The organism is Xanthomonas populi, from assembly GCF_002940065.1.
Lineage (GTDB): Bacteria > Pseudomonadota > Gammaproteobacteria > Xanthomonadales > Xanthomonadaceae > Xanthomonas > Xanthomonas populi.
Genome location: NZ_MDEJ01000101.1, coordinates 1 through 14,727, shown reverse-complemented (window position 1 = coordinate 14,727; position 14,727 = coordinate 1). Strand labels below are relative to the sequence as shown.

At 63.7% G+C, this 14,727-nt stretch carries 11 protein-coding genes and 4 pseudogenes; 7 read left to right on the top strand and 8 right to left on the bottom strand.

Going from position 1 to position 14,727, the window contains the following annotated elements; genetic code table 11:
* Positions 1-89: 89 nt before the first annotated feature.
* From XpopCFBP1817_RS15100 to XpopCFBP1817_RS23765, 4 genes and pseudogenes are all read left to right on the top strand, one after another.
* Positions 90-830 carry an ABC transporter ATP-binding protein gene (locus tag XpopCFBP1817_RS15100; RefSeq protein ID WP_128417727.1) on the top strand — a complete coding sequence of 247 codons (741 nt, stop codon included), beginning with the start codon at positions 90-92 and terminating at the stop codon, positions 828-830.
* 10 nt (positions 831-840) lie between these two features.
* Positions 841-2,277 carry an ABC transporter permease gene (locus tag XpopCFBP1817_RS15095; RefSeq protein WP_128417726.1) on the top strand — a complete coding sequence of 479 codons (1,437 nt, stop codon included), beginning with the start codon at positions 841-843 and terminating at the stop codon, positions 2,275-2,277.
* Positions 2,277-3,545 (top strand): DUF3526 domain-containing protein, encoded by a 1,269-nt coding sequence (locus XpopCFBP1817_RS15090; RefSeq protein WP_128417725.1) that lies wholly within the window; start codon positions 2,277-2,279, stop codon positions 3,543-3,545. The genes XpopCFBP1817_RS15095 and XpopCFBP1817_RS15090 overlap by 1 nt, the downstream gene beginning before the upstream one ends.
* A gap of 85 nt (positions 3,546-3,630) precedes the next feature.
* Positions 3,631-5,775, top strand: a pseudogene (locus tag XpopCFBP1817_RS23765) (TonB-dependent siderophore receptor).
* Positions 5,776-5,979: 204 nt separating this feature from the next.
* Here the strand turns inward: XpopCFBP1817_RS23765 and XpopCFBP1817_RS15080 are convergent.
* From XpopCFBP1817_RS15080 to XpopCFBP1817_RS15065, 4 genes are read right to left on the bottom strand one after another with little or no spacing between them, the layout of a single operon-like run.
* Positions 5,980-6,633 carry a DUF2894 domain-containing protein gene (locus XpopCFBP1817_RS15080; RefSeq protein ID WP_128417724.1) on the bottom strand — a complete coding sequence of 218 codons (654 nt, stop codon included), beginning with the start codon at positions 6,631-6,633 and terminating at the stop codon, positions 5,980-5,982.
* Entirely contained in the window at positions 6,630-7,304 is a 675-nt protein-coding gene (locus tag XpopCFBP1817_RS15075; RefSeq protein WP_128417723.1) for an OmpA family protein, read from the bottom strand. The genes XpopCFBP1817_RS15080 and XpopCFBP1817_RS15075 overlap by 4 nt, the downstream gene beginning before the upstream one ends.
* Entirely contained in the window at positions 7,301-9,973 is a 2,673-nt protein-coding gene (locus tag XpopCFBP1817_RS15070) for a DUF802 domain-containing protein (RefSeq protein WP_167393948.1), read from the bottom strand. Before XpopCFBP1817_RS15070 ends, XpopCFBP1817_RS15075 begins: the two co-directional genes overlap by 4 nt.
* A gap of 10 nt (positions 9,974-9,983) precedes the next feature.
* Positions 9,984-10,721 (bottom strand): DUF3348 domain-containing protein, encoded by a 738-nt coding sequence (locus tag XpopCFBP1817_RS15065; RefSeq protein WP_167393947.1) that lies wholly within the window; start codon positions 10,719-10,721, stop codon positions 9,984-9,986.
* 28 nt (positions 10,722-10,749) lie between these two features.
* Between XpopCFBP1817_RS15065 and XpopCFBP1817_RS15060 the strand changes: the two genes are divergently transcribed.
* Both XpopCFBP1817_RS15060 and XpopCFBP1817_RS15055 read left to right on the top strand, forming a co-directional pair.
* Complete coding sequence (locus XpopCFBP1817_RS15060) at positions 10,750-10,953, top strand: hypothetical protein (RefSeq protein WP_128417720.1); 204 nt, start codon at positions 10,750-10,752, stop codon at positions 10,951-10,953.
* 268 nt (positions 10,954-11,221) lie between these two features.
* Positions 11,222-11,434 carry a hypothetical protein gene (locus XpopCFBP1817_RS15055; RefSeq protein ID WP_128417719.1) on the top strand — a complete coding sequence of 71 codons (213 nt, stop codon included), beginning with the start codon at positions 11,222-11,224 and terminating at the stop codon, positions 11,432-11,434.
* 185 nt (positions 11,435-11,619) lie between these two features.
* On the opposite strand, the gene XpopCFBP1817_RS15050 is transcribed toward XpopCFBP1817_RS15055, so the two are convergent.
* The 3 genes and pseudogenes from XpopCFBP1817_RS15050 to XpopCFBP1817_RS15040 form a co-directional block, all read right to left on the bottom strand.
* A complete protein-coding gene (locus XpopCFBP1817_RS15050; protein ID WP_128417718.1) occupies positions 11,620-11,892 on the bottom strand; it encodes a hypothetical protein in 273 nt (90 codons plus the stop codon).
* Between the two features lie 9 nt (positions 11,893-11,901).
* Complete coding sequence (locus XpopCFBP1817_RS15045) at positions 11,902-12,291, bottom strand: YkgJ family cysteine cluster protein (protein WP_128417717.1); 390 nt, start codon at positions 12,289-12,291, stop codon at positions 11,902-11,904.
* Positions 12,292-12,538: 247 nt separating this feature from the next.
* A pseudogene (locus XpopCFBP1817_RS15040) lies at positions 12,539-13,203 on the bottom strand (IS5 family transposase); the annotation flags it as partial.
* On the opposite strand from XpopCFBP1817_RS15040, the pseudogene XpopCFBP1817_RS22185 reads away from it, so the two are divergent.
* A pseudogene (locus XpopCFBP1817_RS22185) lies at positions 13,190-13,594 on the top strand (transposase); the annotation flags it as partial. The pseudogenes XpopCFBP1817_RS15040 and XpopCFBP1817_RS22185 sit on opposite strands and share 14 nt — an antisense overlap.
* A gap of 99 nt (positions 13,595-13,693) precedes the next feature.
* Here XpopCFBP1817_RS22185 and XpopCFBP1817_RS15030 read toward each other — a convergent pair.
* Positions 13,694-14,596, bottom strand: a pseudogene (locus tag XpopCFBP1817_RS15030) (IS4 family transposase); the annotation flags it as partial.
* Positions 14,597-14,727: the final 131 nt, after the last annotated feature.

The following is a 14,727-nucleotide window of genomic DNA, read 5'->3' as shown; positions in this document are numbered from 1 at the left end:
GATCATGTCTGTCGTTCTCCGCTGGCAGGGCGTCAAGTCAATGATGGCAGATTGCTGGGGTTTTTAGAGGCTCCTAAAAGTTCTCGGCCATGCCCTCCAACTCCCTACCCATCCCCGCGCTCTCAATCAGCAACCTGCATGTCGCCTATCGCGGCCGCGCCGTGCTGCAGGGCCTGGATCTGCAGGTCGCACCCGGTAGCGTCTACGCCCTGCTGGGTGGCAATGGCGCCGGTAAATCCTCCACGCTTTCCACCTTGCTCGGCTTCGTCAAAACTACCTCCGGTAGTCTGCAGATCGATGGCATCGACCCGGTCGCCAACCCGGGCGCCGCGCGTGCGCGGCTTGCGTATCTGCCGGAAAACGTCGCGCTTTATGAGCACCTGAGCGCGCTGGAAAATGCCGACTATCTGCTCGCGCTGGCCGGCCAACGCCGCAGCCAGACCGAGATCGGCCAGGCGTTCGCCGCTGCCGGTCTGCAGGGCGAGGCCTGGAGCCAGCGACTGGCGGGATTTTCCAAAGGCATGCGCCAGAAGGTGGCGATCGCGGTCGCCAGCTTGCGCCAGGTGCCGGTGTTGCTGCTGGACGAGCCCACCTCCGGTCTGGATCCACGCGCCATCGCCGACTTCAACCGGCTGGTCAGCAGCGTGCGTGCGCGCGGTGGTGCGGTGCTGATGGTCACCCACGACCTACTCGGCGCAGTGGATGTGGCTGACCGGATCGGGTTTCTGGAACACGGACGCATCGCCGATGAAATCGGCGCCGGCGACAGCGGCTTCGATGTGCGTACCTTGCATGCGCGCTTCGCGCGTGAGCAGGATCAGGCTGCATGAGCGTTGCCGCATGAGTCCCGTGCTGTTGGTCGCGCGCGAAGAGTTGCGCTTCATGGCGCGCAATCGCTCCGCCGCCATCGGTGTGGTGCTGCTGATGCTGCTCACGCTGGTGGCGGCGTTGACCGCTGCGCATCATCAGCGCGAAGTGACCGCGTTCCGCGCGCGCCAGCAACTGGCCGCCCAGCAGGCCTTCGAAGCGCAACCGGACCGCCATCCGCATCGGGTGGTGCATTACGGCCATTTCATTTATCGCCCGCTGCCGGCCTTGGCCGCGTTCGATGCCGGCGTGGACGCGTTCACCGGCAACAGCATGTTTCTGGAGGGCCATCGCCAGAACACCGCCAACTTCGGCGATGTGCGTCAGAGCTCGCTGCTGGTGCGCTTCGGTCAACTGACGCCTGCGTTCGTGTTGCAGGTGCTGGCACCGCTGATGCTTGTCTTCCTCGGCTATGGCGCAGTGGCGCGCGAGCAGGAAACCGGCACCTTGCGTGCGCTGTTGTTGCAGGGCGCGACGCGTCGGCAATTATTCGGCGGCAAATATCTCGCGCTCGCGGCGGTGGCCGCTGCCTGTCTGTTGCCGGCATTGGTGGGCCTGGTGCCCATCGCCGTGTTGCAGAGCCAAGCGCTGCTGGTTGCGCTGCTGGTGCTGGCGTACGCGATCTATTTGCTGGTGTGGTGCGCGCTGGTGCTGTCGGTGTCGATGCTGTGCCGGCGTGGCCGCGATGCGTTGCTGGTGTCGTTGGCGGTCTGGGTGTGGCTGGCATTGCTGGTGCCGCGCGTGGCACCGGATGTAGCAAGTGCGGCGTATCGCCTGCCGACGCGGCTGGAAACCGATGTGGCGATCCAGCGCGATCTGCGCACGCTCGGCGACAGCCACAATCCCGACGACCCGAACTTTGCGCAGTTCAAGCAGCAAACGCTCGATCGCTATGGCGTACAACGGGTGGAAGACCTGCCAGTGAACTACAAAGGCCTGCTTGCGCTGGAAGGCGAGCGGCTGACCTCCAGCCTGTTCGAACGCTACGCTGCGCGCGATTCGCGCATCCAGCAGGAACAGAACCTGCTGGTGCGCAGCTTCGCCTTGCTGAGCCCCACGGTGGCGCTGCGCGAGTTGTCGATGACGCTGACAGAAACCGATCTGCGCGCACACGAGCAATTCCTTGCACAGGCCGAACGCTATCGCTACACGCTGGTACAGCAGCTCAACCAACTGCAGGCCGATGCGGTGAGCATGGCCGACGACACCGCACAGGATGCCGGTGCCGACCAGCGCAAGCGCATCTCCTCCGAGCATTGGCACCAGATTCCGGTGTTCGCGTTCCAGCCACCGGCCACGACGGAGGTGGTGCGCGGCGCAAGCACAGCGCTTGGCCTGGTCGGTGCCTGGTTGCTGGCCGCACTGTGCATGCTGATCGCAGCGGGCCGACGTGTGGGAGTGGCGCGCTGATGGTGCTGTGGAATTACGAACTGCTGCTATTGCTGCGCGCACGCGCTGCGGTGGCCGGATTGGTGTTGCTCGCCTTGTTGACCGTGTGCAGCCTGATCTCTGGCCAGCGCATCATCGACGCGCAGCGCGACAACATCGCAGGCATTGCAGCGCTTCAGCAGGAAGACATCGCGGCGGTGGAGGACTATGTGGCGCGCTCCAACGACGCTGGCAGCGCGGCCTACTATAGCTTCCACCCGACCTGGGACGTTCCCTCGCCATTGGCATTCGCAGCGGTGGGCATGCGCGATGTCTCGCCGTACATCCTGCGTGTACGCGCGCTGGGCCTGGAGGCGCAGATCCACGATGGCGACAGCTACAACCCCGAGCTCGCACTGGCCGGACGCTTCGACTACGCCTTCGTGCTGGTGTTTCTGCTGCCGTTGTTCGTGATCGCGCTGCTGTTCGATCTGCGCTCCGGCGAACGCGAGGCGGGGCGCGCACGCATGCTGGCCGCGCTGCCTGGCGCGGGGACCGCGTTGTTGATGCGACGCGTGGCGGTGCGTGCCGCTGCGGTGCTGGTGTGCCTTGGGCTACCGTTTGTCATTGCCGCAACCCTCAATGCCGTGCCGCTGCTGCAACAACTTGCCGTGCTGGCTCTGACCTGCGCCTATCTGCTGTTCTGGGTTCTGCTGGCGGTGCTGGTCGGGCGCATCCACTGGCGCCCTGCGGCGCATGCCACCGCCTTGGCAACCTGCTGGGTGGTGCTGGCACTGGTCGCGCCGGCGGTGGCGCATGTGGCGATCAATCAGGCAGTGCCGGTCAATCAAGGCAGCGAGATCGCGCGGCTGCAGCGCGAGGCGGTCAACCATGCCTGGGATATTCCGCGCCAGGACACCATGCGGGCCTTCTACGCGCAGAACCCGCAGTGGGCGGACTCGGCGCCGCTGACCAGCGCGTTCCATTACAAGTGGTATTTCGATTTCCACGAAAACGGCGATCAACAGGTGGCCCCGCAGGTCGCAGCGTATCGCCAAGGTTTGCAGCGACGCGAAGCGCTGGCGCAGCGCGTGGCCAGCATATTGCCGCCGGTTGCATTGCAGGCCGCGTTGACGCGCCTGGCTGGCACCGATCTGCAAGCGCAGTTGGCCTATCAGGATCGTATCCGCGCCTATCACCAGGCGCTGCGCACGTTCTATTACGGCTATCTGTTTCGCGACCGGCCATTTACGCGCGAGGACTTCGGGCGCGCGCCACGTTTCGATGCAAGGGCCGATCCCGCGTCATAGCGGTAATTGCGTTTCACCCATCACCTTCGTTCTTTCACTTGCGACCTGGGCATTTCGTGCCTGGGTGCTTCAGGAGTCCTGCCCGATGTCCGTGTTCATGCCGCGCCGCCTGCTGTCTCACACGCTGCCCTTGCTCAGTGTGCTGAGCTGCGCAGGCCTCAGTCCATGTGCCGATGCCGCCGAGCCGCAGGCACGCGATCTGGATACGGTGCAGGTGCGCAGCCAGTACACGCCATACCACGCGTTGAGCGTGACCGGCGCCACCAAGACCGATGCGCCGTTGCGCGATCTGCCGATCAGTGCGCGCGTGCTGGATCAGACCTTGCTGGAAGATGCCGGCGTCACCGATCTGGCCGGCGCGCTGGAGATGGCCAGCGGTATCACTAAGGCCAACAACCTGGGCGGTCTGTGGGATAGCTACTCGATGCGCGGTTTCACCGGCGACCCGAATTTCAGCTCCGATTACATGGTCAACGGCTTCAATGCCAGCCGCGGTTACAACGGCCTGCGCGATGCGGCCAATACGCAGAGCATCGAGGTGATCAAAGGCCCGGCCTCGGCGTTGTACGGACGTGTCGAGCCGGGTGGGGCAGTCAATATCGTCACCAAAAAGCCCTTGTTTCAGCAGCAGCACAGCGTGGATCTGTCCGCAGGGCGCTTCGATAGTTACCGCGCTGCTGTCGATAGCACCGGCCCGCTGGGCGAGAACCTGGCCTATCGCTTGAATGCGATGCACAAGGATCAGCACAGCTTCCGTGACACCGTCGATAGCGACAACACGCTGCTGGCGCCATCGCTGCTGTGGATGCTCACGCCCGATACCACGGTGTCGTATGAGCTGGAATTTGTGCGCATTCATGCGCCGTTCGATCGTGGCATCACCGCCATTGATGGCGATGCCAATCGCCTGCCGGCCTCACGTTTTCTAGGTGAACCACGCGATGGCGATATCGATCTGCATTCCACCGGGCAGCAGGTGTTTGTGGTGCATGGGTTGAATCAGATCTGGTCGCTGCAGGGCGGGGCGACTTATCGCGACAGCGGCATGCGTGGTTTTTCCACCGAGCCGTGAACGCTGCAGGCCGACGACCGCACGCTGCGCCGCGAGCGCCGCTACCGCGATTACCAGGGCCGCGATATCGCCGCGCGCGCCGAACTGCTCGGCACCTTGCAGGCGGGCAGCGTCACCCACAATGTGCTGTTTGGCGTCGATGGCAATCGCTTCGACGACAGCCGCTTTCAGCAGCGCGCACGCTCTGCGGCCACGCCATACAGCATCGACGTACTCGCGCCGCAGTACGGCGTTGCCCAGCTGGGGCGGCTGGACACGATCACCGATACCGAGGAGCGTCAGCAGGTGTGGGGTGTCTACGCGCAGGACCAGATCGATCTTGGCGCGCGCTGGAAGGCATTGCTTGGCCTGCGCTACGACCATTATCAGCAGGATCTCAACAACCAATTGCGCGGCACAACGCAGCGTGCCTCCGATGGCGTGGTCAGCCCGCGTGCGGGCGTGATTTTCCACCTCGACGATGCGCTGTCGCTGTATGCGAGTGCGGCGGCGGGTTTTCGTCCCAACAGCGGCGTGGGCGCGGACGAGCAGAGTTTCGCGCCGGGAAAAAGCCGTTCGCTGGAAACCGGATTGAAATACGTGCAGCCCGGCGATGGTCTGGAAGCGACGCTGGCCGCGTTCCGCATCGACAAGAAAAACGTACTGAGTCTGGATCCGGCCGACACCAGTTTCTCGCTGCCGGTGGGCGAGATGCGCAGTCAGGGCGTGGAGCTGGATCTGCTAGGGCGGCTGACTCCGCGCCTGGCCGCATCGGTGGGCCTGGCCTATACCGATTCGCAAGTCACGCGCAGCAGCGCGGCCGCAGCTGGTACGGGTCTGGCCGAGGGGCGACGCTTTCCGAACGTGCCGCGCTTCAGCGGCAACGCCTTCGTCAACTACGAGCAGCCGTTGACCGGCAAGCGCAGCGCGGCGGTGGGCCTTGGCGTGTCGCACACCGGTGAGCGGTTGGGGTCGGTAGATAGCAATACCGATTTTGTGCTGCCTGCGTACACCGTGTGGCGGCTGGTCGGCCACTACGATCTGAGCGAGCGCCTGCGCCTGTACGTCAAGGTCGAAAACCTCACCGACCGCCGCTACGCCGCGTTCTCTTACAGCGAGCAGTGGGTGTATCCCGGCGCGCCGCGCAGCTGGACGGTGGGTGTGCGGTTGCGGTTTTGATCGGCGGTCGACTGTCATCGAGGCCGCCGATCGAACTCTGATCAAGCGTGGTCGATGGACCACGCGAACGCTGGTCGGGCGGATGCGAACGACGCCCTGCAATCGGACTGGCAGCAATCGCGCTGGGCGCGTGCGGTAGGCTTGTTTCAGCCAGCGCCCGTACTCGCGCAGCGCGTGCAGCGGCACCGTGATTGATTGATGGCTCTAGCTGCGACGCGTGGAAGGACGCTTGCTGCGCTTCTTGCCAGGCGCGACAGGTGCGGCGTCATCGCTGGCCAACGCACCGCCGCTGTGCAGCTGTTCCAGCCATGACAGCGCATCGACATAGCCAAGGAAGTGCTGCAGATAACCGGGTGAGCATTCGCGCATCAGGCTGATGCAGCGATGCACCAGCACGCTGGAATTGAGCGGGCCGGCATCCTTGGGTGCCTCCTGCAGCGATTGCCGCACCTGGCTGGCGGTGCGCACCGTGGTCCAGGTGCGACGGAAATCCTCCAGTGCCGGCAACTCTGGGAATAGCGTGGCATCGGCGGAGGCGGTCTTTCTGCTGTCCACTTCCAGCAGGGCAGCGTGGCCTGCCATCTGGTCTGCCAACGCGCCAAGCGCGCTGCGTTGCAACGCACTTGGAACAGCATCGCTAGCTGCACGACGGCGCGATGCTTGCCTGACTGTCGCCGCATACGCATCGACCAAAGTGCCCAGCTTTTCTTCCAGCACCTCGCGCACCGTACCCGCCTGCGTGCCGGCACGCGCGGCCAGCGTTTCCATCAGATGGAAACGCACCGGATCCAGCCGGTCGGCGCCCTGGCTGCGCCAGCGCTGCAGACGCGCGCGTGCGGATGCAGGCTGCGGGCTCATCGCGTGGTTGCGGCCGGCGTTGGCTGTGACGTGGCGGAAGCGTGCGAGGAGGAAGGCCGCGCAATCGGTGCGATCTCCACACGCCGGTTTTTTGCGCGGCGCGTTTCATCGGCATTGGAATCCACCGGCTGTTGCGCGCCGAAGGCCGCAGCGAATACCGATGCCGCCGGCACGCCTTCGGCGATCAATGCACGCGTTACGGTAAGTGCGCGTTGTGCAGACAGTTCCCAGTTGTCGGCGTAGCGACGGTTGCCGCCCAGCACCGGGCGGTCGTCGGTAAAACCGCTGACCATCAGGATCTCTTCGCGCGAGGCGAGGTACTCGGCCAACGGACCTGTGAGTGTCTTCAACACTTCGCGGCCTTCCGGCTGTAACTGATCGGAATTGAATGCGAACAACACATTGCCGCGGATGCCAATACGTCCATCGACCAGGGTCACGCGGCCGGCGGCCAATGGTGCAGCCAGGGCTTGTTCCAACGTCTTACGACGCTGCGCTTCGACCTGACGTTGCTTGACCTCTTCATCCAGGCGGCTGGAGAGCTGCAATTGCACGCCGACCACCCCGACCAGGATCAGCACGAATGCACCCAGCAATACCGACATCAGGTCGCCGAAGGCGGCCCAGATCGGTGTGCCCGGGTCGCCGTCGAAATCGATCTCATCGCTCATGCCGCTGTGGCCTGGGTGGCAGTGGCGTCGCCGGCATCGCCGCGACCGCGATCGAGCTGACGCAGTTCTTCGATGATCTGCTTTTGCGAGAGCATGCTGAGGTCGACCACTTCGCGCGCCTGCGCCACGTAGTACGCCAATTGATCGTCGCTGCGGGCGAGCGAGGCATCCAATGCGCTGGCAACGTGTTGCAATCGCTCGTTGAGCTCACTGGTACTGCCACTGAACAACTGCACCGCCATGCCGAAGGCTTCGCCCAGGCTGGCCACTTCTACGGCGCTGCCGCTGACGTGCGCGGCCACTGCGCCGAGCTTGCCGGTCTCGTTGCCGATCTGTTCGGTGAGTTGGGTGCCCACGCGTTGCAGCAGATCGGCCGAGGTGGTGACCAGCGCATCCACCGCTTCGCGTTGTTCGGTGGAGGCGTGATTGACCGCGTTGAGTAAGGTGTCCAGCGTGGCGAGCAGCTTGCTGCGTTCTTCCAACATGGCTGTGTCGCGCACCATGCTCTCGGACAGGTTCTGGCGCAGCTCGGCCACCACATCGGCTGCGGCCTTGGGCGCTTCGGAGGCGATCTGCATCAGGCGCGCCACTTCGGTAATCGTTGCGCTGGCCTGGGCCTGCGCCTGCGTGGACAGCTCGCTGGCGGTGCTGGCCAGGGTGTCGCAGATCGTCTGCTGTTGCTGGGTGATGCGCTCGCCGGTGCGTTCCCACTGCGTGCTCAGGTCCGCGCTCATCGCGGTGAAGCGTTCGCTCCATAGCGCCAGGCGCTGCGTATCGCGGGTCTCCAATGCGGCCTGCAAGTCGGTGTGCGATTGCTGCAAGGTACCGACCAAGGCGGCGGCATGCGCATCGAAGCTGGCGGTTGCGGCGGCGAGTGCGCGCTGGTGCTGGCTCGCCAATGCGGAGCTGGCGTCTTGTTGTTGCGCCAGGGCGTCGTTCCATGCACTTGCCGTGTCGCTGCTGGACTGTTCCATACGCTTGGACACCGCATCCACCAGCGTGCTGGAGCGCGCGTCGAAGGTGCTGGCGAACTGCGTGAGCGTGGTCTGCAACTCTTGCGTGAGCGCGTGATTCGAACGCTGCTGTTCCGCCACTGCCGAGGTCCAGGTCGCTGCCGCTGCGGCGGTGCTGGTTTCGAAGCCGCTGCTCAGGCCATCGAGTTGCTGCTGCACGGCCTGGTGCACGCCGTCCTGCAATGCAGTGGTCTGTTGCGCCAGTTGTTCAAGCGTGGCGTGCAACTGCGTGCTCAACGCTGCGCTTGTGCGTTGCTGCTCGGCCAGCACCGCTGCCCAGTTGTCGGCAGTAACGGCGTTGCTATGTGCAAAGCCATCGGTGAGTGCGTTCAACTGCTGCTGCACCGCGTGGGTCACGCCGTCCTGCACCGCGATGCTGCGCTGATCTATCTGTTCCAACGTGTGCTGCAACTGCTCGGTGAGCTTGTGCTGCGCGCGTTCCTGCGCAGCCAATGCAGTTTGCCAATGATCGGCTGCGCTCTGCGCACCGGCCTGGAAGCCTGCGTTGATGCCGTGCAATTGCTGCTGCACGGCCGCGCTCACGCCATGCTGCAATGCAGTGGTCTGCTGGGCGATCTGCTCCAGCGTGGTCTGCAGCTGCGCATCCAGCGCTTGCTGAGCGCGTTCCTGCGCGGCGAGGGCCGTGGTCCAGTGCGCGGCCGCTGCGCTGGCGCTGTGCTGGAAGCCGTTGGTGATGCCATCCAGTTGCTGTTGTACGGCCTGCGTGACGCGCTCATGCAATGCGGCGGTGTCGCGCGCGATGCTGGCCATGGTGGCTTCCATCGCCGGCTGCAAGGCCGCGCCCACCGCGCGTGCGCTCTCTGCCACGCCTGTCTGTAGCGATTGCTCCATCGACGTAGCCAGGCGCGCATATGCCGCTTCGCTTTTGGCGTGGAACTCGGCCTGCTGTGCGGAAAGACGTTCATCGGCAGCGATGCTTTGCTGCTCGATGCTGCTCATCAATGTTTGCAGACGATCGATCAACGCAGGCATCAACGCGCTTTGCTGCTGCTGCAACTTGAACACTTCGCTACGCTGATGCGCTTCCGAATGCGGATGCAGTTCGGAGGCGATCTTCAGATCCAGCCGCTGCACCGCCTGCAGCCGCTCGCGCCGGCATAGCGCCGACAACAGCCCCAGCATCGCGGAGGTGGCGACGCCGGCGATCGAGGTGCCGAACGCAAATGCCAGGCCTTCCACCGGTGCCGCCAGCGAGCCGCGAATCGCCTGCAGGTCGGTTGCGCTCTGCAATGCGAAGCCGGTGCCCTTGAGCGTGGCCATCATGCCGAGCAGGGTGCCGAGCATGCCCAGTAACACCAGCAGGCCGACCAGATACGGCGTCATCACCGGCGCCGACAACGCCACGCGCTCACCCTTGATGCGCAGGCGCACCGCATTGCGCAGGCTTGGATGCAGACGCTCCAGCCACTCGTTCAACGCTGACGGTGCGGTGGTCAACGCTGCAACAGCATCGTCCAGCGTCGCGCTGGCCTGGCGATAGCGGTACAGCTCCAGTGCGCCGGCCACATAACAGGCGCCGATCACCGCCGCGATGCAGGCGCCCAGCGGATTGGAGCCGAGATAACCGATGCCGACCCAGCAAACCGCCAACAGGCCGACGAGAAACACACACAGGTGTAAGAGAGTTCTGAACATGAGGTCCCAGTTAGCGGGTACGAAGCGCTGCAAGCAGGCCTTCGATCGGGTGAAAACGAACATCCAGCTCGGCGAGCAACACGCTCTGCATGTCTTTGCGAAATACATCCAGCCAGCCATCTGAGACCGCGCGTGGCGTGGTATCGCTATCGCTTGACGAATGCGGTGTTTGCGCCGCATCGCGCAGACGCTCGAAGTGCGTACCGAGCAGGCTCGTCACGGTGTTCAACAAGCTTTGCTCGCGCGGGCTCAGGGTGAGTTCCATTGCCGCATCCACTTCGGCCAGCCGCGCCATTTCGCTGGACCTCAGCGCCAGCATGTCGCGCAGACGGCCACGCAGATCGCCGGTGGCGGTGCGCATCGCGCGTTGCATGGCGAGGTAATGCTGCCGGAAGGGTGCGTAGTCGGGCATTGGGGCAGGCGCCTCAAGATCGGCGGCGTTGCGCGCATCGCTACGCAAGCGCACGACCAGCGCATCCAGATCGGCCACGCTGCTGGTCGCCAACCTGGCGCGCACGCGTGCACAGGCCTCGGCATCGGCAGGACGCGGCTCGGTGGAATCGTCGGTATCGGGCAGCTTGCCATCCAGCGCCTTGGACACCGCGACCGCGCGCGTCCAGTCGATCCACTGGCTCAGCCGATCGGCGAGCGCGTGGTTGGACTGGGCAACGTGGGCGTCGCTGAGGCGAGCAAGCAGGCGAATGAACGCCGGGCCCGAGAGGGGCGCCCGTTGAGAAACCTTCGCCATTCTTCCGGTCAAAGAACACGCATTTTACATGGGAATGTGCGCCATTCGGCGCTTTGCCGGGCAGCTGCGGCCCTGCCGGCAGGGCCGCAGCTGCCCGCATTCAGCCGGCCTGGTGTGGATGCGCGCGCGCCAGTTGCGGCCCAAGTTGCGGCCCAAGTTGCTGCCCAAGTTGCTGCCCAAGCTGCGCCGGTTGCCCGACTGCCTGCAGCAGGGCTTGCAGGACGCGGCGTGAGTGCACCGCGGGCGTGGCATCCCGCGTGGTCGCTGCATCGGGTTGCGTACGGTGTGCATGCACGCGCCGGCATGCAACGCAGCGCCAGGTTTGCGCTGGCCCATACGCCAGCACACGACATAGCGAGCCTGATCGAACGCAGTCACGTGGGTTTGCGCGCGCTCAAACCACTTCAGCTTCAAATCCGCTGTCTCAAGGTTGACACTGTCTTGTAAGGTGAGCGCGTGTAGGCTGCGGGCCGGGACGACTCCCCAACGAGGTGACCGCAATGGATCGCTCCGACATGCAAGTGTCCGATCTCATGCTCCTGGAGTTGCAAGGATTCCACGATGCCTATGGGAGTGGACCGGACTTCTGGGACGCGTATCAACGCATCATGACCATTGCCGCGCAAGCCGGCGGCGACGTGATCAAACTGGCAAATGAAATGGCTTCCCTGGCGCAAGGGCTTGGTGCGACAAAGCACGCGCAGCTGCTGTAACTGCAGATGGCGCTGCATGCCGGCAACGCCGGTCTGCCTGCCAGGCGCCGCCCATTGTCGAAGGTGACGATGACTGGCGCTGTACTTATAGCTGGCTGCGGTCTCTGCACGCAGCGCGCTCTCCATGACCCAACTTCAGCAGCGACAGCCACACCGCAGGCGTGCCTGCCACTGCGATGCGCAGCTTACTCGGCGTCGCTTGTTTCGGTTGTCTCTGTCTCTGTCGCTTCAGTTGCGTCGGTTGTTTTGACGGCCGGCTTTGCGGCTACGGCGGCAGCCGGTGCAGCGTCGGGCTCGCTGCGCTTCTTGTCACGCCGCAACGGCGTGTCGCCCAGGCGCTCGATCGCGCCACCGGACTGCTGAAACGCTTCCAGATCAGCAGCCAGGCGTTGTTCGGACAAGCGCGGCTTGCCTGGCTGATTGCTCACGGTCATCGACTGGCGGCGGGAATTATTCATCGCGAATCCTCATGCGTTGTAGAGCGTCAAGGGAATGCCCCGACGGCGCTGATCGTCGTAGGTGGCACGCACGTCGCGGCAATACGGGCCGGACATGACGAAACGGCGGCAGATGGCCGGCCGTGTGTCGTAGATCGAGCAACACATGCGCGCAGCGTCGATGGCCACGCACCAGCCCTCCTCGTCACGCGCCATCACGTGCCAGCCTTGCGGCGTCACGCTGGTCAGATGGTTCGGGATGCGGTCGGTTGGGTCGACCATGACGGTGAGCCTGCAACAGACGGCGTCGCAGCGTTCGCAGAGATTATTGATGGAGAAGGCCAAATAGAGTGAAGGCGACACTGTGCTCCGGCCGCCTCTGCACCATACACGCTGGGCATGCCGGGGTGTGAACCGCACCCCGGTATTCGCTTTGCATTGTTGGCGGTTGCGCTGCTGCGCACGCGATGCAGGCGCGGGTGCAGCGATCTTGTTTAATGCGTTGCCTTTGTCGCCTCAATGCGAAGACCAGGTTCACTTACGTCATCGATGTGGCGCCTTAAGGAAGGTCTGAACAACTCCCAAGACCCAAAAATCTCAGCATCGAGAGCGCCAGTAACGCGCAACTTGGGGGTGCAAGACGAGATTTTGCGCGTGTCTGGCGGCGTCAGCTGCCGCCGGACAGCCTGATGCCTTGGCCGACAATCACTGCCGGCGCACCATCCACCGATTGGAGAGCGCAAACAACGTGAACACTTGCGAAGCATTCTTCGCCAAGCCGCGATAGCGTACTTTGGTGTCGCCCGATTGCTGCTTGATCACCCGGAACGGGTGTTCCACCTTCGCGCGCACGCTGGCTCTGACGTGCTCCCAACGTTGCTCCTGACGACGGAGACGCTTGTTGCCGATGGCTTGAATCGTCGAGCGTTTGGCAGCAATGAAGAACGCGGCTGCGCAGGCCTGCAGTGCTTTGCGTTTTTCCGCACCGGTGTCGCCGCTGTGGCCAAACACGCTGTCTTCGGTGCCATGCAGCAACGCGTGCGTCACCGCGACGTCAGCGACATTGGCCGCCGTGCAGATGACGTGGTGCACCAGCCCGGAACACGCATCTACCCCAATGTGCGCTTTCATGCAGAAATATCACTGATTGCCCTTCTTGGTCTGATGCATCTCAGGGTCGCGCGCCCTACCGGCATTCTTCGTCGAGCTGGGCGCGGCAATGATCGTCGCATCGACACTCGTGCCGGTGCGCAGGCGCTGGCCCTTGTGCGCCCAATGCGCGTTGACTGCCACCAACATCTGCCTAGCGAGGTCATGGGTTGGTCGCAACCGCGTGCCCTTGGCGGTGTGCGTTACCGGTGCCCATCGGCACGACTTCGGTCGTGTTTGAGGCGTTGGTTGATGCCTTGCCTCCACTCTCTCCGGAAAACCAGGGCGCCGGCGACGTTGGCCAGGCAAACTGCATGCCGGCAACGCCGACGATATCGAACGTTGTCGCACCTTCCGCAAGCAGCGGGGCATCATTGCGCCGATTGCACGCAAGGGCATCGACCGCAACGACCGTCTGGGCCGTCATCGCTGGGTCGTCGAGCGTATGCATGCCTGGTTCGCAGGCATGGGCAAACTACTCATCCGCTTTGAACGCCGCATCGATCTCCACTTGGCGTTGCTCTGGCTTGCATGCTCCATCATCGGCTTACGGCTTCTTGCTTGGTTTTGTTAACGGCTCTTAAGCGGAGCAGCCTTTCGATACACGGGAGATCGGGTCTTGGAAATCTTCACCGCCCTTGGCCGCGCAGGCCTTGGACGGTGATCGGTGAACATTGTAGGTGTTAGCAGGCAACGAGGTCAGGACCGACTTCCTCTTCCCCCGATGCACATAGCTCACTTCGCGCACGTCCCAGTGGGTGGGAAGGTCTGGATTGCGTTTTCTGGCCTGCGGGCAGACACGCATCCGCCGTAAACGATCGTCATCGTCATAGCGCACGATTTCCTCGGCCACCAAGCCCTTGCGCGCCGGTGTCAGCCAGTGGCGCGCAGTGCCATTGCTGGAGAGAGACCACAGCAGATCAGGGCTCCAGACCCCTTGTCGAACAAGGTGACGGAACCGTCTGGAATCTTCTGCAAGAACGTCTCGGTTACACGTATCTCACTGCGACGGTATGGGCTGAGCTGGGAATCGAGCAAGACGCGCAAGCGCACGTTCATCAGCGCAACTAGTCGACGCATGGGAAACGGCGTCTGACGCTCTGTGCTGGTGTTGCCGGAGCCAACGTGTTCGCGCAGTTCTTCGGTGTCCGGTGTCCGTAGTAGCCCGCCATCCGCGGCAAACACCTGTAATCCCTGCCAGTGGTCGCCGTGGTAGCGCTCGCAGCCCCCACTGCGCCCCTGTCGCTGCGAACAAGTGTTTGACCGGACCAGCGCCCAGCCGGGCACGTGCCTGACTAAGACCACTGCGCGCCAGCAAATCTTACGAGGCCAGCCCCTGCGCGCAGATAGTCAGGCTGCGTGCGACCTCGTGCACTGGCTCGTCGCGGAACAACGCCATGCCCAGCACAAGCCACAACACCTGATCACTGGGAAGACGCGGCCGTCGGATGCTGGCCTGAGACGACAGTTCCAGTGCGCTGGCCACCCACTCCACCAGAATATTCTGGGTAAAGGTGCTCAGATCGGAGAAGTTGAACAGGTCGCCAGGCTCTAATAGCTGCTGTTGAAAAGGCACAAAAAAATCCGATGCCAGAGGTCTGGTATCGGATTTTCGGTGACTCAACTGTTTAAAGGAGCCTCTAAAAACCCCAGCAATCTGCCATCATTGACTTGACGCCCTGCCAGCGGAGAACGACAGACATGATC

Excerpts from the sequence above, each read along its gene's own strand:
- XpopCFBP1817_RS15100 (WP_128417727.1), top strand. The coding sequence starts at position 90 with ATGCCCTCCAACTCCCTACCCATCCCCGCGCTCTCAATCAGCAACCTG.
- XpopCFBP1817_RS15095 (WP_128417726.1), top strand. The coding sequence starts at position 841 with ATGAGTCCCGTGCTGTTGGTCGCGCGCGAAGAGTTGCGCTTCATGGCG.
- XpopCFBP1817_RS15090 (WP_128417725.1), top strand. The coding sequence starts at position 2,277 with ATGGTGCTGTGGAATTACGAACTGCTGCTATTGCTGCGCGCACGCGCT.
- XpopCFBP1817_RS15080 (WP_128417724.1), bottom strand. The coding sequence starts at position 6,633 with ATGAGCCCGCAGCCTGCATCCGCACGCGCGCGTCTGCAGCGCTGGCGC.
- XpopCFBP1817_RS15075 (WP_128417723.1), bottom strand. The coding sequence starts at position 7,304 with ATGAGCGATGAGATCGATTTCGACGGCGACCCGGGCACACCGATCTGG.
- XpopCFBP1817_RS15070 (WP_167393948.1), bottom strand. The coding sequence starts at position 9,973 with ATGTTCAGAACTCTCTTACACCTGTGTGTGTTTCTCGTCGGCCTGTTG.
- XpopCFBP1817_RS15065 (WP_167393947.1), bottom strand. The coding sequence starts at position 10,721 with ATGGCGAAGGTTTCTCAACGGGCGCCCCTCTCGGGCCCGGCGTTCATT.
- XpopCFBP1817_RS15060 (WP_128417720.1), top strand. The coding sequence starts at position 10,750 with ATGGGAATGTGCGCCATTCGGCGCTTTGCCGGGCAGCTGCGGCCCTGC.
- XpopCFBP1817_RS15055 (WP_128417719.1), top strand. The coding sequence starts at position 11,222 with ATGGATCGCTCCGACATGCAAGTGTCCGATCTCATGCTCCTGGAGTTG.
- XpopCFBP1817_RS15050 (WP_128417718.1), bottom strand. The coding sequence starts at position 11,892 with ATGAATAATTCCCGCCGCCAGTCGATGACCGTGAGCAATCAGCCAGGC.